The organism is Pseudomonas sp. AS2.8 (assembly GCF_014190935.1).
Lineage (GTDB): Bacteria > Pseudomonadota > Gammaproteobacteria > Pseudomonadales > Pseudomonadaceae > Chryseomonas.
Genome location: NZ_JACHVV010000001.1, coordinates 136,430 through 160,544 on the forward strand (window position 1 = coordinate 136,430; position 24,115 = coordinate 160,544).

Annotated in this window: 22 protein-coding genes; 7 read left to right on the forward strand and 15 right to left on the reverse strand. The window is 68.1% G+C overall.

Features of this window, described 5'->3' with window-relative positions; translation table 11 throughout:
- Positions 1–16 precede the first annotated feature (16 nt).
- On the reverse strand, positions 17–949 hold the full coding sequence (locus tag FHR73_RS00650) for a LysR family transcriptional regulator (protein WP_183628728.1): 933 nt from the start codon (positions 947–949) through the stop codon (positions 17–19).
- 120 nt (positions 950–1,069) lie between these two features.
- Here FHR73_RS00650 and fpr point away from each other — a divergent pair, with 120 nt between their 5' ends.
- Positions 1,070–1,849, forward strand: a complete 780-nt coding sequence (gene fpr / locus FHR73_RS00655; protein ID WP_007160677.1) for a ferredoxin-NADP reductase — start codon at positions 1,070–1,072, stop codon at positions 1,847–1,849.
- A gap of 137 nt (positions 1,850–1,986) precedes the next feature.
- On the forward strand, positions 1,987–2,673 hold the full coding sequence (locus tag FHR73_RS00660) for a dihydrofolate reductase family protein (protein ID WP_183628730.1): 687 nt from the start codon (positions 1,987–1,989) through the stop codon (positions 2,671–2,673).
- Here FHR73_RS00660 and FHR73_RS00665 read toward each other — a convergent pair.
- The 6 genes from FHR73_RS00665 to FHR73_RS00690 all read right to left on the reverse strand — a co-directional run bounded on the left by FHR73_RS00665 (position 2,670) and on the right by FHR73_RS00690 (position 9,230).
- Positions 2,670–4,895 carry a bifunctional diguanylate cyclase/phosphodiesterase gene (locus FHR73_RS00665; RefSeq protein WP_183628732.1) on the reverse strand — a complete coding sequence of 742 codons (2,226 nt, stop codon included), beginning with the start codon at positions 4,893–4,895 and terminating at the stop codon, positions 2,670–2,672. The genes FHR73_RS00660 and FHR73_RS00665 overlap by 4 nt on opposite strands.
- Before the next feature lie 351 nt (positions 4,896–5,246).
- A complete protein-coding gene (gene ppnN, locus FHR73_RS00670; RefSeq protein ID WP_183628734.1) occupies positions 5,247–6,623 on the reverse strand; it encodes a nucleotide 5'-monophosphate nucleosidase PpnN in 1,377 nt (458 codons plus the stop codon).
- Positions 6,624–6,742: 119 nt separating this feature from the next.
- A complete protein-coding gene (gene tsaA / locus FHR73_RS00675) occupies positions 6,743–7,438 on the reverse strand; it encodes a tRNA (N6-threonylcarbamoyladenosine(37)-N6)-methyltransferase TrmO (RefSeq protein WP_183628737.1) in 696 nt (231 codons plus the stop codon).
- Between the two features lie 31 nt (positions 7,439–7,469).
- On the reverse strand, positions 7,470–7,736 hold the full coding sequence (locus FHR73_RS00680; RefSeq protein WP_183628739.1) for a hypothetical protein: 267 nt from the start codon (positions 7,734–7,736) through the stop codon (positions 7,470–7,472).
- A gap of 69 nt (positions 7,737–7,805) precedes the next feature.
- Positions 7,806–8,432: a CatB-related O-acetyltransferase gene (locus tag FHR73_RS00685; RefSeq protein ID WP_183628741.1), complete on the reverse strand. Its 627-nt coding sequence runs from the start codon at positions 8,430–8,432 to the stop codon at positions 7,806–7,808.
- Between the two features lie 54 nt (positions 8,433–8,486).
- Positions 8,487–9,230, reverse strand: coding sequence for a haloacid dehalogenase type II (locus FHR73_RS00690; RefSeq protein WP_183628744.1), 744 nt, complete (start codon positions 9,228–9,230; stop codon positions 8,487–8,489).
- Positions 9,231–9,330: 100 nt separating this feature from the next.
- Here FHR73_RS00690 and FHR73_RS00695 point away from each other — a divergent pair, with 100 nt between their 5' ends.
- The gene (locus FHR73_RS00695) at positions 9,331–9,918 is read left to right on the forward strand and encodes an HAD family hydrolase (RefSeq protein WP_183628746.1); all 588 of its coding nucleotides are present in this window, start codon (positions 9,331–9,333) and stop codon (positions 9,916–9,918) included.
- Between the two features lie 92 nt (positions 9,919–10,010).
- Entirely contained in the window at positions 10,011–12,200 is a 2,190-nt protein-coding gene (locus FHR73_RS00700; protein ID WP_183628748.1) for an ATP-binding protein, read from the forward strand.
- Here the strand turns inward: FHR73_RS00700 and FHR73_RS00705 are convergent.
- The 4 genes from FHR73_RS00705 to FHR73_RS00720 all read right to left on the reverse strand — a co-directional run bounded on the left by FHR73_RS00705 (position 12,168) and on the right by FHR73_RS00720 (position 16,583).
- Complete coding sequence (locus FHR73_RS00705) at positions 12,168–13,205, reverse strand: alpha/beta hydrolase (protein WP_183628750.1); 1,038 nt, start codon at positions 13,203–13,205, stop codon at positions 12,168–12,170. The two genes, FHR73_RS00700 and FHR73_RS00705, sit on opposite strands and share 33 nt — an antisense overlap.
- Positions 13,206–13,225: 20 nt before the next feature.
- Positions 13,226–14,086 (reverse strand): neutral zinc metallopeptidase, encoded by an 861-nt coding sequence (locus tag FHR73_RS00710; RefSeq protein ID WP_183628752.1) that lies wholly within the window; start codon positions 14,084–14,086, stop codon positions 13,226–13,228.
- A 261-nt stretch (positions 14,087–14,347) separates the two neighbouring features.
- A complete protein-coding gene (locus tag FHR73_RS00715) occupies positions 14,348–15,415 on the reverse strand; it encodes an NAD(P)-dependent alcohol dehydrogenase (protein WP_183628754.1) in 1,068 nt (355 codons plus the stop codon).
- 235 nt (positions 15,416–15,650) lie between these two features.
- Complete coding sequence (locus tag FHR73_RS00720; protein ID WP_183628756.1) at positions 15,651–16,583, reverse strand: LysR family transcriptional regulator; 933 nt, start codon at positions 16,581–16,583, stop codon at positions 15,651–15,653.
- Positions 16,584–16,749: 166 nt separating this feature from the next.
- Between FHR73_RS00720 and FHR73_RS00725 the strand changes: the two genes are divergently transcribed.
- The 3 genes from FHR73_RS00725 (at position 16,750) to FHR73_RS00735 (ending at position 20,011) form a co-directional block, all read left to right on the forward strand.
- Positions 16,750–17,814, forward strand: a complete 1,065-nt coding sequence (locus FHR73_RS00725; RefSeq protein ID WP_183628758.1) for an SDR family oxidoreductase — start codon at positions 16,750–16,752, stop codon at positions 17,812–17,814.
- A 101-nt stretch (positions 17,815–17,915) separates the two neighbouring features.
- Positions 17,916–18,686 (forward strand): sulfite exporter TauE/SafE family protein, encoded by a 771-nt coding sequence (locus FHR73_RS00730; protein ID WP_183628760.1) that lies wholly within the window; start codon positions 17,916–17,918, stop codon positions 18,684–18,686.
- A 437-nt stretch (positions 18,687–19,123) separates the two neighbouring features.
- Positions 19,124–20,011 carry an alpha/beta fold hydrolase gene (locus tag FHR73_RS00735; protein ID WP_183628762.1) on the forward strand — a complete coding sequence of 296 codons (888 nt, stop codon included), beginning with the start codon at positions 19,124–19,126 and terminating at the stop codon, positions 20,009–20,011.
- Positions 20,012–20,217: 206 nt separating this feature from the next.
- Here the strand turns inward: FHR73_RS00735 and FHR73_RS00740 are convergent, their stop codons facing one another.
- The 4 genes from FHR73_RS00740 to FHR73_RS00755 form a co-directional block, all read right to left on the reverse strand.
- Positions 20,218–21,189 carry a D-2-hydroxyacid dehydrogenase family protein gene (locus tag FHR73_RS00740; RefSeq protein ID WP_183628764.1) on the reverse strand — a complete coding sequence of 324 codons (972 nt, stop codon included), beginning with the start codon at positions 21,187–21,189 and terminating at the stop codon, positions 20,218–20,220.
- A gap of 145 nt (positions 21,190–21,334) precedes the next feature.
- Positions 21,335–22,141 (reverse strand): ABC transporter ATP-binding protein, encoded by an 807-nt coding sequence (locus tag FHR73_RS00745; RefSeq protein WP_183628766.1) that lies wholly within the window; start codon positions 22,139–22,141, stop codon positions 21,335–21,337.
- A complete protein-coding gene (locus tag FHR73_RS00750) occupies positions 22,123–23,136 on the reverse strand; it encodes an iron chelate uptake ABC transporter family permease subunit (protein WP_183628768.1) in 1,014 nt (337 codons plus the stop codon). Before FHR73_RS00750 ends, FHR73_RS00745 begins: the two co-directional genes overlap by 19 nt.
- Positions 23,133–24,110 (reverse strand): iron chelate uptake ABC transporter family permease subunit, encoded by a 978-nt coding sequence (locus tag FHR73_RS00755; protein ID WP_183630161.1) that lies wholly within the window; start codon positions 24,108–24,110, stop codon positions 23,133–23,135. Before FHR73_RS00755 ends, FHR73_RS00750 begins: the two co-directional genes overlap by 4 nt.
- Positions 24,111–24,115: the final 5 nt, after the last annotated feature.

The window sequence follows — 24,115 nt, forward strand, 5'->3', positions numbered from 1 at the left end:
GGCCCCGGGCCGGTGGCTAGCGCCTGGGCCGGGGCCGCGCGGTGTCGATCTGATCGCTGCGGCTCAGGCCCAGAGTCAGCTGGCGACAGAGGTCGAGGAATTCGACCATGGCCCCGGTCTGGTACTTCTGCTTGTGCCAGATGAAGCAGAACTGGCGACGCAGATCCAGGGTCGGCGTCGCGATGGGCACCAGGGTGCCGCGGGCGAAGGCGTCTCTTAGCGCCAGCCGTGACAGGCAGCCGATTCCCAGCCCCGATTCCACCGCGCGCAGGATGGCCTCGGTGTGCTCCAGCTCCAGGCGCACGTCCAGCGGCTGGGCATGATGCCGCATGGCCTGGTCGAAGGTCAGGCGGGTGCCGGAACCCTGTTCGCGCAGGATCCAGGCCTGAGCTTCCAGTTCGGCCTGGGCAGCCTGCCTGCCTGCCAGGACGTGGCCGGGCGCGCAGAACACCACCAGTTCATCCTCGATCCAGGGCTGCACCTCCAGATCCGGATGCTGGCAGTCGCCTTCGATCAGGCCAAGGTCGATGTCATGGTTGGCGATGCGCTGCACCACGCTGGCGGTGTTGTGCACGTGCAGCCGCACCCGGCAGTCGGGGTGGCGCTGCATGAAGTCGCCCAGCAGCAGGGTGGCCAGGTAGTTGCCAATGGTAAGGGTCGCGCCGACCTCCAGGGAGCCGAAGCCGGTCTTGCCGCGCAGCAGGTTTTCCACCTCGGCGCTGCGATCGAGCAGGGCCACCGCCTTGGGCAGCAACTGGCGCCCCAGGGCGTTGAGCGTCAAACGCTTGCCCGCGCGGTCGAATACCCGGCAGTCGAATTGCCGCTCCAGTTCGCCGAGGGCGGTGCTGGTGGCCGACTGCGACAGACTGAGCGCCTCGGCCGCCCGGGAAACGCTTTCCTGACGGGCCACGGCGACGAAGACCTCGAGTTGACGCAACGTGAATCTCATATCTGCCTTTTGGATAACCTATATTCGAATTATTCATTTCACGGATATTTTCCCCCTCTATAAACTGTCGCGCAATTTCTATCCAGCCCCGGGCTGTACCGATTTTTCCTGGAGTCATCGATGAGCAACCTGTACACCGAGCGCGTCCTGAGCGTTCATCACTGGAACGACACCCTGTTCAGCTTCAAGACCACCCGCAACGCGGGCCTGCGTTTCGAGAACGGTCAGTTCGTGATGATCGGCCTGGAAACCGAAGGCGGTCGTCCGCTGATGCGCGCCTACAGCATCGCCAGCCCCAACTACGAAGAGCACCTGGAGTTCTTCAGCATCAAGGTGCCGGACGGCCCCCTGACCTCGCGCCTGCAGCACCTCAAGGAAGGCGACAACCTGATGGTCAGCCGCAAGCCCACCGGCACCCTGATCCTCAGCGACCTCAAGCCCGCCAAGCACCTCTATCTGCTGAGCACCGGCACCGGCATGGCGCCCTTCCTGAGCACCATCCAGGATCCGGAAACCTACGAGCGCTTCGAGAAGGTGATCCTGGTCCACGGCGTGCGCTACGTGAACGAGCTGGCCTATGCCGACTTCATCACCAAGACCCTGCCGGAGCACGAGTTCATCGGCGACCTGGTCCGCGAGAAGCTGATCTACTACCCCCTGGTGACCCGCGAGGAATTCCGCAACCAGGGTCGTCAGACCGACCTGATGCGCAGCGGCAAGCTGTTCGCGGATATCGGCCTGCCGCCGATCAATCCGCAGGACGACCGCGCCATGATCTGCGGCAGCCCGAGCATGCTGGACGAGACCAGTGCCGTGCTGAACGAATTCGGCCTGACCATCTCGCCGCGCATGGGCGATCCGGGCGACTACCTGATCGAGCGCGCCTTCGTCGAGAAGTAACGCGACCCGGCTCCCCGAAAACCCGCCCTCCGGCGGGTTTTTCGTTTCCGCGGCCTGGCGGGCTGAACTCTCCCGGTGGCGGATCGGTCGGTTGCTGCAGGGCGTGTCATGGCGACACGCCATTGCCGGGAGCCCCCATGAAGCCCTATGTGATCTGCCACATGATGTCGTCGGTCGACGGTCACGCCCTCACCGACGGCTGGGACCGCGCCGTCAAGAAGCGGGCCGATACCACCTACGAGCGCCTGGCCGAGCGCTTCGCCTTCGATGCCTGGGCCTGTGGCCGGGTGACCATGGAAGAGATCGCCCACGGCGAGGGCTATCCCACCGGGGTCGCCCAGGCGCCCATCCCGCGCATCCACCATTTCGCCAAGCGCGACGCCAGCAAGTACGCCATCGCCATCGACCCCCAGGGCAAGGTGGCCTGGAAGAAGAACGAAGCCCTGGATTCCCACGTCGTGGCGGTGCTCAGCGAAGGGGTCAGCGACGACTACCTGACTCACCTGCAGAACATCGGCGCCTCCTACGTCTTTGGCGGCAAGGACGAACTGGATCTGAGCGCCGTGCTGGAATTGCTGAACGCCGAACTGGGCATCGAGCGACTGGTGGTGGAGGGCGGTCCCCACGTCAGCGGCTCCTTTGTCGCCGCCGGCCTGGTGGACGAGATCAGTGTGCTGATCATCCCGCTGGTGGATGGCCGTGGCGTCCATCCGGCCTCCTTCGAGATCGCCGAACAGGCCTGGCAGCAGCCGCTCTACCTCAAGCTGGATACGGCCGAAGCTCAGGACGACGGCAGCGTCTGGCTGAGGTATCGCCGCAGCTAGCCGAGCGCCCTGGCCAGCGCCAGGGCATCGGCGTCGGCCTCCGCCTGGGCCTGCAGTGGGCAGACCCCGCTGGCATAGCGGGCGATCACCTCCGGCACCTGGGCCAGGGGAACCGGTCGGCTGATGTGGTAGCCCTGGATGAAGTCGCAGCCCAGGGCGCACAGCAGCCGTAGCTGCTCCAGATGCTCGACGCCTTCGGCGGTGACCTTGAGCTTGAGCGGCCGGGCCATGCCGATGATGGCCTGGACGATCTGGTGATCGGCATTGCCTTCGACCAGCCCGGTGACGAAGGAGCGGTCGATCTTCACGGTATCGATCGGCAGGCGCTTGAGATAGGCCAGCGACGAATAGCCGGTGCCGAAGTCGTCGATGGACACCGTCACGCCCAGGTCGCGGATGCGCTGCAGCAATTCGGCGGTGGGCTGCACGTTCTTGACCAGGGCGTTCTCGGTCACCTCCAGTTCCAGCCGCCGCGGCGACAGCCGATGATCGTCCAGCCGCCAGGCGATCTGCCCGGGCAGGGCTTCGTTGCTCAGACTGAGCGCCGAGCAGTTGACCGCGATGCGCAGGTCCGCAAGGCCGGCGGCGGTCAGCTCCACCAGGTCCTGACAGGCGCGTTTGAGTACCCAGGCATCCAGCTCCTCGATGAAGCCGTTGGCTTCGGCCACGCCGAGAAAGACATTGGGCGCCAGCATGCCGAGGCGGGGATGATCCCAGCGGATCAGGGCCTCGGCCTTGTCCAGCTGGCCGCTGGCGACGTCCAGGATCGGCTGGTAGTAGAGCTGCAGCCCGCGCTCCTCGGTCAGCGCCTCGCGCAATTCGGCTTCCAGCTCCAGTTGCAGCGAGATCTTCTCGCGCAGGGTCTCGTCGAAGAAGCTGTAGGTGTTGCGGCCATTACCCTTGGACAGATAGAGCGCGAGGTCGGCGCTCTTGAGCAGTTCTTCGCAGCAGCCGCCGTCGCGGGGATAGAGGCTGATGCCGATGCTGGTGGTCATCACCAGGGTGCGGTTGCCGATGGTGACCGGATTGCGCAGCCGTTCCAGGATGCGCTGGGCCAGGTGCCGGGCCTCGTCGGGGCCGGCGAGGCTGGCCAGGATGCAGAATTCGTCGCCACCGAAGCGGGCCACCAGATCGCCTTCGCGTACCGCGTCGCGAATGATCTTGGCCATGGCCACCAGCAACTGGTCGCCGGCATCGTGGCCGAGGCTGTCGTTGATGCGCTTGAAGTGATCGATGTCGAGAAACATCACTCCCAGGCTGCGCCCCTGCTGGGCGTGGCGTTCGAGGATCTCGGCGAAGGCCTGGTTGAAGGCGCGGCGGTTGTGCAGGTCGGTGAGGGGGTCGTAGTGCGCGGCCTGCTGCAGCGAGGCGCGGGCTTCGTCGAGCTGGCCGACCAGGGAATTGACCCGCTCCAGGTCGTTTTCCTTGCGCTGCAGCTGGCGGTCCGCCCAGGCCGCACCCAGGCCACCCACCACCAGCAGCAGGGCGATGATGGCGATGCCGACGCCGAGCTGCCAGGAATTGCTGGCGCCCTGCAGGGTGCTTTCGGTCTCGGCGGGCGCGATCAGCACCATGGACCACATGCCGGTGAAATGCATGGCGGCGATGGCCAGGCCCATCACCAAGGCGGTGGCGATGCGCAGCCAGCGATAGATGCCGGTGTAGTGGCGGCGAAAGATCTGGATCAGTTGCAGGGCGGCGAAGCTGGCGCCCACGGCGATGCCGATCGACAGCAGGAAGGGCAGCGGGCGATAGAGCACCACGGCCTCGGTGTGCACCGCGGCCATGCCGGTGTAGTGCATGAGCACGATGCCCACGCTCAGCACCGTGCCGGCCTTGAGTCGCTGACCCAGGGTGAGGTCGGGCTGGCTGAGGGCGGGCATGGCCATGAGGCCGGCCAGCACCACGATCAGCAGCGAGGCCAGGGTGATGAAGAGGTCGTAGTGCACCCGGGTGGGCACGGTGAAGGCCAGCATGGCGATGAAGTGCATGCCCCAGACGCCGAAGCCGAAGCTCAGGGCGCCCATCAGACTCCAGGCACGCTGCCGCGCCAGGGTACGGGTCTGGCCGATCCGCTCGGCGAATACCAGGGTGACGTAGCAGGCACTGACGGCGACGAGATAGGCGAGCGCCACCAGCCAGCCATCATGCTGGCCGTGCAGGTGCACTTGCTCCTGGGCAAGCGGGGCGACGAGGAAGTCGAGTCCCAGCCAATTGTTCATTCCGTGGCCTCGGCAGGAAGTCTGGCGCGGCTGGAGGAAGACGGCCCGGCGGGATCTCCGGCTCGGGTAGATTTCACAACGGCAACCTGCGCTCTGAGAGTAGCTTGCCTTGCCCTATCGGCGTGGTGAAGAGGGGCTTGAGGCCGGAGCCATGCAGTTAGCGCGCGAGGTTTTTTTGTGGCGGCAAAGTCACTTCGCGACCCGGCGGACGCGGGTCAGCGAAGCGCTCTGGATAGCTAGCTAGCGACTTTTTAATATCACCTGGCTAGCATGATGACCGTTCGTCGAACAGGGCGCTGACAAACGGTCCTGGTGGGGAGAAATCGGCCAAAAAGGCCGACGTGAAAGGATTCAGCTGACCACGCGGTAGCAGGGCTCGTAGGCCGCGCCGCCCGGCAGCTTCATGCGGTGCTGCTCGACGAAGGCCTGCAACAGCCGATCCAGCGGGCGCATGATGTCGGGATCGCCATGGATCTCGTAGGGTCCGCGCTCCTCGATCAGCTGGATGCCCTTGGCCTTGACGTTGCCGGCGACGATGCCCGAGAAGGCGCGGCGCAGATTGGCGGCCAGTTCGTGGGGTGGCACGGCGTGGGTCAGCTGCAGCGCGGCCATGTTCTCGTGGGTGGGATCGAAGGGGCGCTGAAAGCCTTCCTCGATGCGCAGCAGCCAGTTGAAGTGGAAGGCGTCGTGCCGCTCGCGACGGAATTGCTTGACCGCCTTGAGGCCCTGGGCCATCTGCCGGGCCACCTCGACCGGATCGTTGACCACGATCTGGTAGTGGCGCTGGGCGGCTTCGCCCAGGGTGGCGCCGATGAAGGCGTGCAACTGCTCCAGGTAGGGCGCGGCGCTCTGCGGCCCGGTGAGTACCACCGGGAAGGGGATGTCCCGGTTGTCCGGGTGCATGAGGATGCCCAGCAGGTAGAGGAATTCCTCCGCCGTACCGGCGCCGCCCGGGAAGATGATGATGCCGTGGCCCACGCGGACGAAGGCCTCCAGGCGCTTCTCGATGTCCGGCAGGATCACCAGTTCGTTGACGATGGGATTGGGCGCCTCGGCGGCGATGATCCCCGGCTCGGTGAGTCCCAGGTAGCGACTACCCTGCAGGCGCTGCTTGGCATGGGCGATGGTGGCGCCCTTCATCGGCCCCTTCATTACGCCCGGGCCGCAGCCGGTGCAGATGTCCAGGCTGCGCAGGCCCAGTTCGTGACCGACCTTCTTGGTGTACTTGTATTCCTCGGTGCTGATGGAGTGGCCGCCCCAGCAGACCACCATCTTCGGCTCGACGCCGGCACGCAGGGTGCGGGCGTTGCGCAGCAGGTGGAAGACGTAGTCGGTGATGCCCTCGGAGCTCTCCAGATCGATGCGCAGGCTGCTCTGCTCGCTCTCGGTGTAGACGATGTCGCGCAGGGCGCTGAACAGCATCTCGCGGGTGCTGGCGATCATCTCGCCGTCGACGAAGGCGTCGGCCGGGGCGTTGACCAGTTCCAGGCGCACGCCGCGGTCCTGCTGATGGATGCGGATCTCGAAGTCCTGGTAGGCCTCGAGGATGGTCTTGGCGTTGTCGCTGTGGGCGCCGGTGTTGAGGATGGCCAGGGCGCACTGGCGAAAAAGCTGGTAGAGGTTGCCCGAGCCGGCCGCGCTGAGCTGCTGGACCTCGCGCTGGGAAAGGGTCTCCAGGCTGCCCTTGGGGCTGACCTGAGCGTTGATGACCTGTCTGCTTGGAGCCATAGATGCTTCCCTATCGGTGATACGGCCGAACGGCGGCCGTAGCCGGGTGCGGACCGCCTCATGCGATCCGGCAATGTCATTGTTGGGGCCTTGGCCGCCGGAATGCAAACCGGGCGGCGTCAGGACGCCGCGGTCACGTCCAGTACCCGGATCTGCTCCGCGGTCGGATAGTGCCAGTGCACCTCCACGTCCCAGAGGCGCACCCCATAGCGGCGCTCGGGCGCCGGCGCCTGATAGGCCGGGCGCGGGTCCTGGGCCAGGCACTGCTCGATCAGCTCGGCCAGGGGCTCGCCCAGGCGCTGGCCGTGAGCCTCGGCCTGGACGCGCGCCGCGTCCGTCCAGCCCACCGCCAGGGCCGGCGGCGGCGCCTCGGCGATGGCGTTGTGGGCGCCCGGCGGGCTGTCGGCGTAGGGCACATAGGGCTTGATGTCCAGCACCGGGGTGCCGTCGAGCAGGTCGATCCCCGAGAGCAGCAGCCGCCCCGGTTCCAGGCCGTCGAGGCGGACCACCGACTGGCCGATGCCGTTGGGTCTGTGGGTGGCGCGGGTGGCGAACACCCCCAGGTAGCGGTTGCCGCCCAGGCGCGGCGGCCGTACCCGCAGCCGGGGCTGGCTCTCCAGTGCCTGGTGGAAGAGGAACAGCAGCCAGACATGGCTGACGCCTTCCAGACCGGCGACCGCTTCGGGGCGGTCGAAGGGCGGCAGCAGTTCCAGCACGCCACGGGCGGCCGGGGCCAGCGCGGGTTGCCGGGGAATGGCGAATTTCTCCTTGAAGCAGGAGCGGACATGGCCGATGGGGGTGACGCTGTACTGCATGGGACGGGGCCGTCTGACGCGGGGCCGGTCATTATGCCCTGCCCGAGACCTCGGCGGCGGCCGGGGCCTCGTCGGCGTTGCGGCGCACGCCGCGCAGATTCATCGCCGCCAGGCCCAGCTGCAGCACGATCAGTGCATAGGCCTCGGCCTGCAGCCCCCAGGCGATCCACAGTCCATTGCTCAGCAGGAATACCCAGAAGCCGAGGCTGCGTCGGCCCTGGCGCTGGGAGGCCACCAGCCAGGCGGCGAGCAGGGTGATGGCCATGGCCGGCCATTGCAGCAGATCGAGCGCTTCCATGGAAAACCTTCAATAGATTGACTAATAAAGGTGAGCGCCGAAAAGCGTCCCGAGTTCCGAACCACGCAGTCAGGGCGCCGGATGGCGCGCCCGGGCGTAGGCGATGAAGGCCTCGATGTCGGCGCTGCACAGGTGCTCGCCGGCCGCCAGGATCTCGGCTTCGGGCCAGTCCCACCAGGCGATGTCGAGCAGCGCCTGGCAGGTGGCCTCGGCAAAGCGCCACCTGATGAAGCGCGCCGGATTGCCGCCCACCACCGCATAGGGCGGCACGTCGCGAGTGACCACGGCGCCGGCGGCCACCACGGCGCCGTGGCCGACGGTGACGCCAGAGAGGATCAGCGCATCGGTGCAGATCCAGCAGTCGCTGCCGATCACCACGTCGCCGCGGCTGCCGCCGTAGTCGGTGATATGGGCCAGGTCGTCGACGAAGGCCGGGAAGGGATAGGTGGTCACCCAGTCCAGCCGGTGCAGGCCGCCGAGCAGGATGCGCACCCCTTCGGCGATGGAGGTGTAGCGGCCCAGGCGCAGGGTGGTGCCTTCCTTGAGATCGAACACCCTGGGCGCACCATAGGTGCCGGCGCCGATCTCGTAGTCGGGCAGCTCGCGGCGCAGCCGTGCCGTGCGCTGATGCAGGCGGGGCAGGGCGGCCAGGGCCTGGCGTTCACGTTTCTTGCGCAGTTTGTCGAGAAAACCCATGGCGGTGCCCTGGCGAAAAGTATCCGGCAGGATACCGAAGCGCCCGGGCCGCGCTCAATCGCCGGGCTCGGCCCGCTCGCCCTCGATCGCCGGCAGGCCGAGCTGGTCGGCGAGATCCTGGAGGTCGCTCGCTTCGAGATCCCAGCCGCCGCTGGACACCTCGCCACCGGCCGGCCCCTTTTCCCGTGGGCGCTGGATGAAGGCGGTGGCCAGCCCCAGCTCCTTGGCCGCCTGCAGGTCGCCGTTGTGGGCGGCGCAGAGCATCACCTGTTCCGGTTGCAGGTCGAGCAGGGCGCAGGCGCCCAGGTAGACCTCAGCGGCCGGTTTGTAGCGCTGGAAGAGATCGGCGCCGAAGAGCATGTCCCAGGGCAGTCCGGCATGACGGGCCATGTCCAGCAGCAGGCTGACATTGCCATTGGAGAGGGCGCAGACCGGATAGCCCTGGCGCAGCCGCGTGAGACCCGGCACGGCGTCGGGCCAGGGGGTCAGCTGGTGCCAGAGGCGATTGATCCAGGCCACCTCGGCGGTGGTCAGGCCGACCAGCCCGTGGCGTGGCAGCAATTCGTCCAGGGCCAGCCGATGCACCTCGTCGAGGGGCAGCCAGGGCAGACTGCGGGCGGCGATCTGCGGCAGGATGGCCTCGTAGGCTTCGGCGCGCCAGGCATCGGCCAGCCGCTCCCAGTCGCCCTGGACGCCATGCTTGGCGGACAGCCCCTGCAAGCCCTCGACCAAGCTGCCGCGCCAGTCGACCACGGTGCCGAAGACATCGAAAAGTAGCGCCCGGACGGTCGTCGTCATGGGTAGACTCCTGCAGAAGGTTGTCTCCACCAGACGGAGCGCGCGTGACGGGGGTTCCCCCGGAGTGCCCGAAGGTCACCTCTCGCCAAAGGATCCCTGCATGACACTGCGTCACCTCAGCCACTGGGTGTTCGACCTGGACGGCACCTTGACCCTGGCGGTACACGACTTCGCCGCCATTCGCCGGCACCTGGGCATTCCCGAGCAGGCCGACATCCTCCATCACCTGGCCGAGCTGCCGGCCACCGAACGCGCGGCCAAGCACGCCTGGCTGTTCGAGCACGAACGCGAACTGGCCGTCGCCGCCCGCCCGGCGCCGGGTGCGGTGGCCCTGATCCGGCGCCTGCACGAGGACGGTCGGCCGCTGGGCATCCTCACCCGCAATGCCCGCGATCTGGCGCTGCTGACCCTGGCCGCCATCGGCCTGGAAGACTGCTTCGATCCGGCTGCCGTGCTGGGGCGCGACGAGGCGGCGCCCAAGCCTAATCCGGGTGGCCTGCTGCGGCTGGCCGACCTCTGGCAGGTGGCGCCGGCCCGCCTGGTGATGGTCGGCGATCACCGCTACGACCTGGAGTGCGGGCGGGCCGTGGGCTGCCACACCCTGCAGGTCAATCAGCCGGGCGATCCCTGGCCAGCGGCGCGTGACCAGCGCTTCGACACCTGCGCGGAGATCCTGGCGGCGCTCTGACGCTGGAAATTTGTCCGTTAGGCGTAAATAGTCTGTTGTTTGCCTGGTCGCTGGCTAAGATGCCGGCTTCGGATCCATGTCGGGCCAGCCATATGAGCCTCCCCACGCCTTCGAGCGACCAGCCAACCTCCAGCGACCTGCGCCAGTACGAGCGCCAGACGCTGGAAAGCCTTGCCACCGGGCTGCCCCTGACCCAGGTGCTGCACGCGCTGATGCAGCGGGTGGAGGCCCTGGCCCAGGTCCGCCTGCACGCCTGCATCCTGTTGCTCAGCGAGGATGGCCGCTATCTGCAGGACGGCATCGCGCCGAGTCTGCCGGAAGCCTACAGCCGCGATCTCGGTCGGCTGGAGATCGGGCCGCTGGCGGGCTCCTGTGGCACCGCCGCCTACCGCCGCGAAGCCGTCTATGTCGAGGACATCGCCTGCGATCCGCTGTGGGCCGGCGCCCGCGACCTGGCGCTGCGCTACGGCCTGCGGGCCTGCTGGTCGATGCCGTTGCTGGCCCTGGATGGCCGATTGCTGGGTACCTTCGCCAACTATTACCTGGAACCGCGGCGCCCCCTGGCCACCGAGCGCGACGCCTTCCGCCTGGTCGCCGAGACCGCTGCCCTGGCCATCGAGCGCCATCAGGCGGATCTGCAGCTGCGCGAGAGCGAAGACCACTATCGGCACCTGGTGGAGCTCAATCCCCAGTACACCTGGACCTGCGATCCCGACGGCGGGCGGATGGTCTTTTCGCCACGCTGGCAGCAGCTGACCGGCCAGCCGGCGCTGCAAGCCGATACCTTCTGGGCGCTGCTGCATCCGGACGATCACCAGGCGACCCGGCAGGCCTGGAACGTGGCGCGCAGCGCCGGTCGGGCCTACGACCGGGAGTACCGGGTGCGGGTGGCGGATGGCAGCCATTGCTGGCTGCGCACCCGCGCCTATCCGCGGCGCGATGAAGCGGGCACGGTGATCCGCTGGTACGGCACCAGCGAAGACATCGATGACCGTCGCGAGGCCGAAGAGGCCCTGCGCCGCGAACGCGCCACCCTGGAACTCCAGGTGCGGGCGCGGACCGCCGAACTGGAGGAGAGCAATCGCCAGCTGCGCGAAGAGATGCACAGTCGCGCCCAGGCCGAGGAACTGCTGCGCCAGGCGCAGAAGATGGAAGCCGTGGGTCAGCTCACCGGTGGCATCGCCCATGACTTCAACAACCTGCTGGCCGGCATCCAGGCCAGCCTGGATCTCATGCGCCGCCGCCTGGCGCCGGAGGCCCTGAGCGGCATTGGCAGCCTGCTCGATACCGCCACCCAGTCGGTGGGCCGGGGCGCCAGTCTGACCCATCGACTGCTGGCCTTTTCCCGCCGCCAGACGCTCAATCCCCAGGCGGTGGACGTCGCCCGGCTGATCGGCGATTTCCAGGAGTTGCTGCTGCACAGCCTGGGGCCGCAGATCCGCTGCCAACTCGAACTGGACGCCGAACTCTGGCTGGTCGACGCCGATCCGCACCAGCTGGAAAATGCCCTGCTCAACCTGGCCATCAACAGCCGCGATGCCATGCCGGCGGGCGGCACCCTGACCATCCACGCGCGCAACTGGGTGCAGCCTGACGCCGACCCGGCGCTGCCGGCGGGCGACTACCTGCTGATCGAGGTGGGCGACGATGGCGTGGGCATGACGCCAGCGGTGCTGGAGCGGGTCTTCGAGCCCTTCTTCACCACCAAGCCGGTGGGCCAGGGCTCGGGCCTGGGGCTGTCCATGATCTATGGCTTCGTGCGCCAGTCGCGCGGCCAGGTGAGCGTGACCAGCGCACCGGGGCAGGGCTGCCGGGTGAGGCTGCTGCTGCCGCGCCATCCGGCCAAGGCCGTCCAGGCACCCCTGACCGTCGCCAGCCCCCCGACCGCCCGTGCGCTGCCCGGCGTCCGGGTGCTGCTGGTGGAAGACGATGCGGTCATTCGCCAGTTGCTGGTGCAGGTGTGCGTCGACCTCGGCTGGCGCTATCGCGACGCCATGGATGCCGAGTCGGCGCTGGCGGCCCTGCGCGAAGGCGAGGGCTTCGACCTGCTGATCACCGATGTCGGCCTGCCGGGGCTGAACGGCCGCTTGCTGGCCGGGGCAGCCCGTACCCTCAGGCCGCACCTGCCGATCCTCTTCATCACCGGTTATGCGGCGGGCAACGAACCCCCTGCGCCCCTGGTCGGCGAACGCATGGCCCTGCTCGGCAAACCCTTCACCCTGGAGGCCCTGGTCGCCCAGGTGCAGGAGCTACTGGACGTTCCTGCCGCCCTGGCGCGCTGAAGCCTGGTCGCCGGCGCCGAACAGCGCCTGGCGACCTGCGGGCGAGGTGAAAATGGCGTCGCCGTTGTGGCCCACGCCGGGCACCTCGACCAGCCGCTGGCGCAGACCCGGATGACGGCCCTGGAGATAGCGGTAGTAATTCAGTCCGCGGGCCAGGCGATAGGGGCCCTGGGCCTTGGCGGCGCAGCCCTTGTCCAGCGCCGGATGGTTGGGGTTGGTGTCCTCGGCGCCCAGCAGATAGGTGAGATCGAGCGCCACATAGTGCTGCTCCAGGCTGGCCGCTGGACGTCTTCCGGCATAGGCCGGCAGACCCTGCATGCCGTATTTCCAGGTGTCGAAGTCCGGGCAGCTGGCCGCCTCGGCGAAGGGCACGGGTTGGCCCCGGGCATCCGGACGGCGGGCATCGAAATAGGCATAGGACGAGGGATTGGCCACCACGTATCTCAGGTGGATGCCGTGGGCGGCGAGGACCTGCTCGCCCTGGCCGAGCACGGCATAGCGCTGCACCACCTGCCCACCGCCGGAATGCCCGGCGATCACCACCTCCTGCAGATTGGGCAGCAGCCGGCGCTCCGCCAGGCGGGCGAGCAGGGCGTCGAACACCGCGAAGCTGCTCAGCGGCTGCGGACCCAGGGCGGGTTCGCCACCCATCCAGGCATTGCCCTGCCAGCGCAGCAGGGTGTCTGGCAGCCGATGACGCTGGATGTCCGTTTCGTTGAGGAATTGCGGGGCGATCACCAGGGTGTCCGCGGCTGCGCCGGCCGCCGTCGTGGCGGTTTCGCCGGAGCGGAAATAGGTCGCGGCATTGCGCAGCCGGCCATGCACGATCACCAGGGCGCGACGGATCTCCGGATGGGGCTGGTTCCAGTCGGCCGACAGTTGCAGCGCGGCCTGCGCCTGCCCAATCGACAGCCGGTCGCTGACGATACGGGCGACCCCCTCAGGGGGCGCCGCCAGGACGGAGCCCCAGGCCAGGGCCAGGCACAACGCGAGCAGGCGACGCATCGGAGATCTCCCGGTAGGGGTCAGAGCGCCTTGGCGGCGAAGGTGTCGCAGCTCTCCACCTTGCCACTGTCGAAGCCGGTGCGGAACCACTTGACCCGTTGCGCGGAGCTGCCGTGGGTGAAGGAATCCGGTACCACGCGGCCCTGGGACTGGCGCTGCAGGCGGTCGTCGCCAATGGCGTTGGCGGCGTTCAGCGCCTTCTCCAGGTCACCCGGCTCCAGCCAGTTCAGCCGCTTCTGGGCATCGTTGGCCCAGACTCCGGCATAGCAATCGGCCTGCAGTTCCAGGCGCACCGACAACCCGGTGGCACCCTCGGTAGGGATGCCGCGACGGCGCGCCGCTTCCATCTTGCTGGTGGTGCCGGTGAGGTTCTGCACATGGTGACCGACCTCGTGGGCGATCACGTAGGCGCGGGCGAAGTCGCCGTCGGCGCCGAAGCGCTGCTGCAGTTCCTGGAAGAAGGTGAGGTCCAGGTAGACCTTGCTGTCCACCGGGCAATAGAAGGGACCGCTGGCCGCAGTGGCGCCCCCGCAACCGGATTGCACCTGGCCGTTGAACAGCACCAGCTTGGGCGGCTGATACTGCTCGCCATGGGCCTGGAAGATGCGCGTCCAGGTGTTTTCGGTCTCGCCCAGCACCACGCGGACGAAGTCCACCTGGCGATTGTCGGCCGGCGTGGTGGTCTCCTGCTGGCTCGGCGCGCTCTGGCCGCTGAGGCTGATCAGGTTGCCGAGGATCTGCGTCGGACTCTGGCCGCTGAGCAGGCCGAACACCACCACCAGGGCCACGCCGCCCAGGCCGAGGCCACCGCCGATCTTCATGCCGCGTCCACCGCTGGCCTGTTGCACGTTGTCGCTACGTTGTCCCTTGTCCCACTGCATGGCGGCCGCCTCGTGATTGTCGTTATCGCTCGCTTCTATCGGAAAAGTGCCTGCGCTCGGTGATGCTTCGTTGAAAAGCCCTTCGGAATGCTCATTTACCGCTCGTAAATTCCGCTTCCTCAGGACTTTTCGCCTCGCCTGACCTTCGCTCGACGACTTTTCGGACAGAAGCTAGGACCGCGGGGCGCGCCAAAAATGCGTTACCGGAAATGACAACGCCCGCGACGGGCGCGGGCGTTGTCGGCGGAGCGGAGCGCGGGATCAGGCCGCGGTCTGGCCCTGCTTGAGGCTTTGCATGTCGATCACGAAGCGGTACTTCACATCGCTCTTGAGCATGCGCTCGTATGCGTCGTTGATGTCCTGGATGGCGATCTGCTCGATGTCCGAGACGATGCCGTGCTTGGCGCAGAAGTCCAGCATCTCCTGGGTCTCGCGGATGCCACCGATGAGCGAACCGGCCAGCTGGCGGCGCTTCATCACCAGGTTGAACACGCTGGGCGCCGGGTGCGGCTCGGCGGGTACGCCGACCAGGGTCATGGTGCCGTCCCACTTCAGCAGGGTGAGGAAGGCGTCCAGGTTGTGCGGCGCAGCCACGGTGTTGAGGATGAAGTCGAAGCTGTTCGCATGGGCGGCCATCTCGTCTTCGTTCTTCGACACCACCACCTCGTCGGCGCCCAGGCGCAGGGCATCGTCCTTCTTGTTGGCGCTGGTGGTGAAGAGCACCACGTGGGCACCCATGGCGTGGGCGATCTTCACGCCCATGTGGCCGAGGCCACCCAGGCCGACGATGCCGACCTTCTTGCCCGGACCGACCTTCCAGTGGGCCAGCGGCGAGTAGGTGGTGATGCCGGCGCACAGCAGCGGCGCCACGGCGGCCAGGTTCTCGGTGTGGCTCACCTTGAGCACGAACTTCTCGTTGACCACGATGTGGTCGGAGTAGCCGCCCTGGGTGTTCTCGCTGCCACCGTAGAGGTTGCCATTGTAGGTGCCGGTGAAGCCGTTCTCGCAGTAGGACTCTTCGCCCGCGTCACAGGGGGCGCAGTGCTGGCAGCTGTCGACCATGCAGCCGACACCGACGGTGTCGCCGACCTTGAAGTTCTTCACGTGGGCACCGACCGCGGTCACCTTGCCGACGATCTCGTGACCGGGCACGGACGGGTACAGGGTGTTGTTCCACTCGTTGCGCGCGGTGTGCAGGTCCGAATGGCAGACGCCGCAGAAGAGGATGTCGATCTGCACGTCGTGGGCACCCGGCTCGCGGCGCTCGAAGGAGAAGGGCGCCAGGGGCTGGTCGGCGGACTGGGCAGCGTAGCCTTGGGCTTGGCTCATGGGATACCTCATCTAGGTGGTGGAACCGAGGGGCCAGGCGGGCCTGGCCCGGTGAAAAACCGTCGATCCTGCTGAGCCAGAGCCGACGGCACCAATCGATCGTCTCGATAATCGTCATGCCGCCCATCGATGGAACTCATGGGTGGCCGGGGGTACGAGATTTTACGACCGGGGTGCCCGTGCGGATGTTCCCGCCCCTGGCGCGGCAGCCGGGCCAGAGGTCGAGCGGTCGTGGCTAGCGCGAAAGCTTTGGCGCCACGGTGGACAGCAACCGGCTGGCCAGGTGCTCCAGCAGCAGCCGGACCCGTGGCAGGCTCTCGCGACTGCGCGGCCATACCAAATTGATCGGCGAACCCTCGACACCGTGGTCCGGCAGCACGTCCACCAGGGCGCCGCTGGCCAGGTGCGTGGCGATCAGCCAGGTCGGTAACTGGGCGATGCCATGCCCGGCGAGGGCGGCCAGCACCTCGCCTTCGCCATCACCCACCACCAGGCGTGGCTGGAAGATCCAGCGTTCGCTGTCGCCCGGCTGTTCGCCGCGCAACTGCCAGGGACTGATCAGACCATCGGCCTGGCGAAAGCCGATGCACTGGTGATCGACCAGGTCGGCCGGGGTCTGGGGACGGCCATGCTGGGCGAGATAGGCCGGGGCGGCGCAGAAGACCTGGCGCTGGGTGCCGAGGAAGCGGTGCCCCAGGCTGGCCGGCCAGGCATCGGAGCCACCGATGCGCACCAGGATGTCGATGCCCTCGTGGACCGGATCGACGAAGCGATCCGACAGCGACAGATCCGGTTGCAACAGCGGATAGCGGTGCAGCAGTTCCAGGATCACCGGCAGCACATGCAGGCGGCCATAGGAGGCGGGCAGGTCGATGCGCACCCGGCCGTGTGGCTCACCGTCCTGGGCGGTCAGGCCCACTTCGGCCTGTTCCAGCTCGGCCAACACCCCGGTGCAGGTGCGGTAGAAACTGGCGCCGGCCTCGGTCAGGGTCAGCCGGCGGGTGGTGCGCTGGAACAGCCGCACGCCCAGCCGGCTTTCCAGCCGGGCCACGCTCTTGCCGATGGCCGAGCCGGTAAGATTGAGGCGCTCGCCGGCCGCGGTGAAGCTGCCGAGGTCGGCCACGGTGACAAAGACGTCGAGGCCCTTTAGGCGTTCGGAGGAATACAAGGCTAGCTCCCGATTGCGGAATCTGATTCCTGTTAAAAAGGAATTTATACCCAGGATACGCCGTTAATTCTCCAATAGGCTGGAATCAACCCTGAGACAAGGCACTCCCTTATCTACAGCGCCTGCGACCGCCGCAGGCTGTCCCTCATCCCTATCTGGAGGTTTCATGCGCAAGGGCACCGCTCTCATCGTCGGCGTGACCGGCATTTCCGGCTACAACCTGGCCAACACCCTGGTCGCCTCGGGCTGGACCGTCTACGGTCTGGCGCGCAAGCCGGTGGCGCAGGAAGGCGTCATCCCGGTCGCCGCCGACCTGCTCGACGCCGAGTCCACCCGCCAGGCACTGGCCGGTCTGCCGATCAGCCACGTGTTCTTCTGCACCTGGACCCGGCGTGCCACCGAGAAGGAAAACGTCGAGGCCAATGGCGCCATGATGGACAACCTCTGCCAGGCCCTGGACGGCGCGCCGCTCGAGCACCTGGCGCTGGTCACCGGCACCAAGCACTACCTGGGTTCCTTCGAGGAATACGGCAGCGGCAAGGCCGAGACGCCCTTCCGCGAAAGCGAACCGCGCCAGGCCGGCGCCAACTTCTACTACACCCTGGAAGACATTCTCTTCGCCGCCGCCGAGCGGCATGGCTTCGGCTGGAGCGTGCACCGTTCCCACAGCATGATCGGCCAGGCCAAGGGCACCAACGCCATGAACATGGGCCTGACCCTGGCGGTCTACGCCTCCCTGTGCAAGGCCACCGGCCAGCCCTTCGTCTTCCCCGGTTCCCGTACCCAGTGGGACGGCATCACCGACGTCACCGACGCCGGCCTGCTCGCCGAGCAACTGGAATGGGCCGCCCTGGCGCCGGCCGCGCGCAACCAGGCGTTCAACACCGTCAATGGCGACGTCTTCCGCTGGCGCTGGCTGTGGGGCGAGATCGCCGCCTTCTTCGAGCTGGAGCCGGCGCCCTATCCCGAGCAGCCCATGCCGCTGGAAGCGCGGCTGAAGGACGTGGCGCCGGCGCAGTGGCGCACGCTGGCCGAGGAGCACGACCTGGTGGAAGCCGACGTCGACAAGCTGGCCTCCTGGTGGCACAGCGACGCCGACCTGGGCCGCGAGATCGAGTGCCTCAACGACATGACCAAGAGTCGTGACCTGGGCTTCTTCGGCTATCGCGACACCCGGGCGAGCTTTCTCGACCTCTTCACCCGGCTGCGGGCCCAGCGCCTGATTCCCTGAGCCGCTCTGGCACGCCGGTCCCCGTGAACGCGGGCGGCCGGCGGTTTTCACCGGCCGCCCGCGGGGCGCAGAATGCATCTTCTTGTCGCAGGATGCGCCCCATGCTCGAGACCCTCGCTGCCCTAGTTCCCGCCTTCAGTCCGCTCGACTGGCTGTTCGTCGAAGCCATCGTGGTCCTGGCCTATCTGATCTTTGGCGTCGCCGGCTTTGGCAGCGCCCTGGTCGCCGGCCCGCTGCTCACCAGCTGGATGCCGCTGTCGCGCATCGTGCCCTTGCTGGTGATGCTGGATTTCCTCGCCTCCTTCCACAACTGGCTGCCGGATCGACGCGCCATCGCCGGACGCGAACTCAGGCGGCTGCTGCCGATGCTGCTGCTCGGCGCGGCCCTGGGCACCTACCTGCTGATGCGCACCGATGCCCGGCTGCTGATGCTCTGGCTGGGGCTGTTCGTGGTCGCCTATTCCACCTACAGCCTGCTCACCCCCAAGGGCTTTCGCCAACTGGCGCCGGCCTGGTCGATCCCGGCGGGCGGGGTAGGAGGCCTCTGTGGCGCCCTGTTCGGCAGCGGCGGTTTCCTCTATGCGCTCTATCTCAACGGCCGCCTGGAAGACAAGAACGCCATCCGCGGCACCCAGAGTTTTCTCATCGGCTGCAGCGCCTCCATCCGCATCGTCCTGCTGCTGATCGCCGGCGCCTACAGCGACGGCAGCCTGCTGCTCCTCGCGGTCTGCCTGCTGCCCGCCATGCTGCTCGGCGGCTGGATCGGCCGCCACCTGCAACGGCGTCTGTCACGGGAACGCTTCACCCGCCTGGTGACCTGGCTGGTGCTGGTCTCGGGCGTGACCCTGATCGGGCGGTATCTGGTGGGCTAGCCAGGTCATCCGGGGCGGAAGACCGTAGGTTGGGTTGAGACAGCTCCATCGTCGAAGCCCAACGAAGCCGGACACCCCTGCTGGGCTTCGCTGCGCTCAACCCAACCTACTTCGCCTCGACGGTCCCGTAGGTTGGGTTGAGACGGCTCCATCGTCGAAGCCCAACGACGCCGGACACCCTGTTGGGCTTCGCTGCGCTCAACCCAACCTACGTCACCTCGACGATCCTGTAGGTTGGGTTGAGACGGTTCCATCGTCGAAGCCCAACAAGGCCGGACACCCCTGTTGGGCTTGGCTGCGCTCAACCCAATCTACTTCGCCTCGACGGCCTGGTAGTGTGGAAAACCGCGCAACGTTTTCCACGCGAAGTGGCCACCTTGGGAACTCCCAGGCCCGCCCACCTCTCCGCTCTACAACACCCTTGGCGGAGAACGCCCATGCTCACCTCCATCCAGGCCGGCGTCCTGGACGTCGCCTACCAGGTCCAAGGCCCGGACGCTGGGCAGCCGGTCCTGCTGCTGCATGGCTTTCCCTACGACATCCACGCCTACGCCGAGGTGGCCGATGAACTGGCCGCCGCTGGTTGCCGGGTCCATGTGCCCTTTCTGCGCGGCTACGGCGCCACCCGCTACCGGAGCGCCGACACCCCGCGCTCCGGCCAGCAGGCCGCCCTGGCCCATGACGTCCTGGCGCTGCTCGATGCCCTGGGCCTGGAACGGGCGACCCTGGCCGGCTACGACTGGGGTGGCCGCGCCGCCGGTATCGTCGCCGCCCTCTGGCCGGAGCGGGTCGCGGGGCTGGTGCTGGGCGACGGCTATCCGATCCAGGACATCGCCGCCGCGGCCACCCAGCCAGCCGAGCCGGCGGCGGAGCTGCGCTATTGGTACCAGTACTATTTCCACGGCGAACGCGGGCGGGCCGGACTGGCGAAACATCGCCGCGAATTCTGTCGACTGCTCTGGTCGCTGTGGTCACCCAGCTGGCGCTTCAGCGACGCCACCTATGCGCTGACCGCCGCGGCCTTCGACAATCCCGATTTCGTCGACACCGTGATCCACTCCTATCGCCACCGCTACGGCCTGGCCCCGGACGATCCGGCCTATACCGAGACCGAGCGCTGGCTCGCCGCTCAGCCACCCATCCGCGTACCCACCACGGTATTGGCCGGTGCCGACGACGGGGTCACCGCGATGCAGGGTGAAGCCAAGGTGGCGCAGCACTTCAGCGGACCCTTCCGCTATGAGGTGCTACCCGGCTGCGGCCACAACATCCCCCAGGAAGCCCCCGCCGCCTTCGCCGCTGCGGTCAGGGAGCGGCTGCCGTAGGTTGTGTTGAGACAGCTTCATCGTCGAAGCCCAACAGCGTTCAAGCTGGACAATGTTGGGCTTCGCTGCGCTCAACCCAACCTACGGTAAGGCAGGTGCCGATTCGTAGGTTGGGTTGCGACGGCTCCACCGTCGAAGCCCAACAGAGCGCTGCGCAGGGTGGATAACGGCACAGCCTTATCCAGGCGATCCACGCGCCCTCAAGCCTACCGCCCCAACACCTCCGGATTGGCCAGACCGGTCGGTTCGCCGGCGAAGAAGCCCACCAGGTTGGCGAAGGCCTCGCCGAAATAGAGTTCGTAGCTGTGCTTTTCCACGTAACCCAGGTGCGGGGTGCAGAGCACCTGGGGATGGGCGAGCAGGGGATCGTCCGGCGCCACGGGTTCCTGCTCGAAGACATCCAGCGCCGCCTGGCCGGGATGCCCCAGCTCCAGCGCCGTGAGCAGGGCGCCGGGCTCGATCAGGCCGGCGCGGGCGGTGTTGACCAGCAGGGCGCTCTTCTTCATCCGCGCCAGGTCCTCGGCCCGCACGCAGCCGCGGCTGCGCTCGCTGTATCGCAGATGCAGGCTGATGACATCGGCCTCGGCGAAAAAGGACTCCTGGCTGGGCGCCGCGCGATGGCCGTCGGCTTCGGCGCGGGCGCGCGAGGCCTCGCTGCCCCAGACCAGCACCGGCATGCCGAAGGCCTGGCCGTAGCGCGCCAGGCGCTGGCCGATCTTGCCGTAGCCCCAGATGCCGAGGATCTGCCCGTCCAGCCGTTCGCCCAGGTTGACCTGCCAGCGCCCGGCATAGAGGGCGTCGATGGCCGGCTTGAGCTTGCGGCGGGCCATGAGGATCAGCGTCCAGGTCAACTCGGCGGTGGAGACCGGCGAACCACTGCCTTCGCAGACCGCCACGCCCTGGCGGGTGCAGGCGGCCACATCGAGGTGGGCGGTGGCCTTGCCGGTCTGGCTGATCAGCTTGAGGCGTGGCAGATGCGCCAGCAGCTCGGCGTCGATACGGGTGCGCTCGCGGGTCAACACCAGGGCATCGGCATCACGGAAACGCTCCACCAGCACCCTGGGATCACGTTCGGCATCGTGATAGAGCGTCACCTGATGCCCGGCGCGCTGGAGCAGGGGATAGCAATCCAGGGTTTCGACGACGTGCTGGTAGTCGTCCGGGATGACGATATGCATGGCGAGCTCCGTTGTTGTTCTGGATCGCCAGTGGAGCACCTGCGGGGTCGTCCGACAAGATGGGGCGCAACGGTGGACGAGGCTGCGCCGTCGTCCACCCTACCGGTAGCCTGGAAAACCGCGCAGCGTTTTCCGGGGCCTACGTCTAATAGGGAATCACCAGCGGCGTACCCGCCAGCGGATTCTCGATCACCGCGCACTTGAGGCCGTACAACGCCTCGATCAGCTCGGGGGTGACGATCTCCGCCGGCGGACCCTCGGCGAGGATGCGACCGGCGCGCAGGGCGATGATGTGGTCGGCGTAGCGACAGGCCTGGTTGAGGTCGTGCAGCACCGCCACCAGGGTGCGGCCGCCTTCGCGGTTGAGCCGGCAGAGCAATTCCATGAGCTCAACCTGGTGGGCGATGTCGAGAAAGGTGGTGGGCTCGTCGAGTAGCAGCAGCGGGGTCTCCTGGGCCAGCGCCAGGGCGATCCAGACGCGCTGGCGCTGGCCCCCGGACAGGCTGTCCACCGCCCGCTCGGCCAGCTCCAGGGTATTGGTGGCTTCCAGGGCATGCTGCACCGCGCGCTCGTCGGCCTCCGTCCAGCCGGCGAAGGCCTGGCGATGGGGATGGCGCCCGCGCGCCACCAGGTCGCTGACCAGGATGTCGTCCGGCGCCACCGCGCTCTGCGGCAGCAGGCCGATGCGCCGGGCCACCTCGCGGGTCGGCAGGTCCTGGATCAGCCGACCGTCCAGGCGCACCTCGCCGGCGCTGGGGCGGATCAGCCGCGCCAGGCTGCGCAGCAGGGTCGACTTGCCACAGCCATTGGGGCCGATGATGACGGTGAAGCGGCCATCGGGCAGCCGCACCTCGAGGTCGGCGCAGATCGGCTGGCCGCCATAGCCAACGGTGAGACCGTGGGCGGCGAGGCGACTGGAAGGGGCGTCTTGGCTCATGAGGTCCGCCGCCATTCGCGGCTCAGCAGGAAGATCAGATAGAGGCCGCCCAGGGCGCCGGTCAGCAAGCCTACCGGAATCTGGAAGGGCGCCAGCAGTCGCTGGGCCAGCAGGTCGGCCAGGGCGGTGAGGCAGGCGCCGAGCAGGGCGGGGGCGAGGATGCCGAGATCGGCGCTGCGGGTCAGGCGACGCGCCAGCTGGGGCGCCGCCAGGGCGACGAAGCCGATGGGGCCGGCGGTGGCGATGGCCAGGGCGGCCAGGGCCACGGCGACCGCCAGCAGCAGATTCTGGCTGGGCAGCACGGCCAGGCCCAGGGCCCGGGCCAGGTCGTCGCCCAGCTCCAGCAGGCGCAGCCGCCGCGCCAGCCAGGCGGCCAGCGGCAGGAGCAGCAGGCAACCGGCGAGCAGGGTCAGGGTGCGACTCCAGGTCAGCATGTCCAGGCTGCCGAACAGCCAGAGCCGGGCCTCCTGGGCTTCGTCCAGCTCGGCGCGGGTCAGCAGGTATTCGTTGAGCGAGGCGAGCAGGGCGCTGACGGCGATGCCCAGCAGGATCATCCGTTCGCCGCGGATACCCGCCAGGGCTGCCAGACCCGCTACCAGTACCGCGGCCAGCAGCCCGCCGCTGAGGGCGCCCAGCATCAGCGCCGCGCCGCCCAGTTGCAGCCAGAGCAGGGTGATCAGGGCGCCACTGGCCGAGCCGACGGTGAAACCCACCAGATCCGGACTGGCCAGGGGATTGCGCGCCAGGCGCTGGAAGATGGCACCGCTGGCGCCCAGGGCCGCGCCGACGCCAAAGGCCGCCAGCAACCGCGGCAGGCGCAGATCCAGCAGGATCAGGCTGGCCAGGGCGTCGCCCCGACCGAGCAGGGTGACCGCCACCCGGTGCGGCGCCGGGGCGAAGGCGCCACCGGTGAGGGTCAGGGCGCAGATGCCGATGGCTGCAAGCAGGAGCAGCAACAGGCAGGCCTTGAAGCGCGCCGAGCGCCGCGGGGCGAAGCGATGACGACTCAAGGGCGCACCCGGCGGGCGGAACGGATGATTAGCGCGAGCAGCACCGGGGTGCCGAGCAGGGCGCAGACGATCCCGGCTTCCAGCTCCCCTGGCAGGGCCACGCGGCGGCCCAGGGTATCGGCCAGCAGCAGAAGGTTGGCACCGGCCAAGGGCGCCAGGGCGAGGATCCAGCGCCAGTCGGCGCCCACCAGCAGGCGCAGGGCGTGGGGCACCACCAGGCCGAGAAAGCCAATGGGTCCGGCCACCGCGGTGGCGGCGCCGCAGAGCAGCACGATGGCGACGAAGGCCAGCAGCCGCAGTTGCCCAGGACGAGCGCCCAGGGCGCGACCGAGGTCGTCGCCCAGGGCCAGGGCGTTGAGACGGCTGCCCAGGGGCAGGCCCAGCGCCAGGCCGATCAGCAGCAGCGGCAGGATGCCGAGGGCGCCACCCGGCGTCTGGCCGCTCAGGGCGCCCACCGCCCAGAAGCGGTAGCTGTCGAACACCGCGCTGTCGAACAGGGTGATGATGCCGGTGCAGGCGTTGAGGCTGGCGCTGAGGGCGATGCCGGCCAGGATCAAGCGTATGGGCTGGCCGCGGGCCGGGGCGCTGCCACCGAGCAGATAGACCAGGCCGGCGGCCAGGGCCGCCCCCAGCAGAGCACAGGCCAGGCGCGTCGGGGCGTCGTCCAGCCCCAGCAGCGACAGCCCGGCCACTACGGCGAAGGCCGCGCCGGCATTGATCCCCAGCAACCCGGGATCGGCCAGCGGATTGCGCGTCAGCGCCTGCATCAGCGCACCGGCCAGGCCCAGGGCCGCGCCTACCATTAGCCCGAGCAGGGTGCGCGGCAGGCGCAGCTGCCAGAGCACCACGGCCTCGGTGGAGTCATCGGGCGCGACGAGCAGGTGCAGGATCTGCGCCGCCGACAGCGACCGCGCCCCTATGCCCAGACTCGCCACCACCGCCAGCGCCAGGACGCTCAGCAGCAGGACCAGCACCAGGC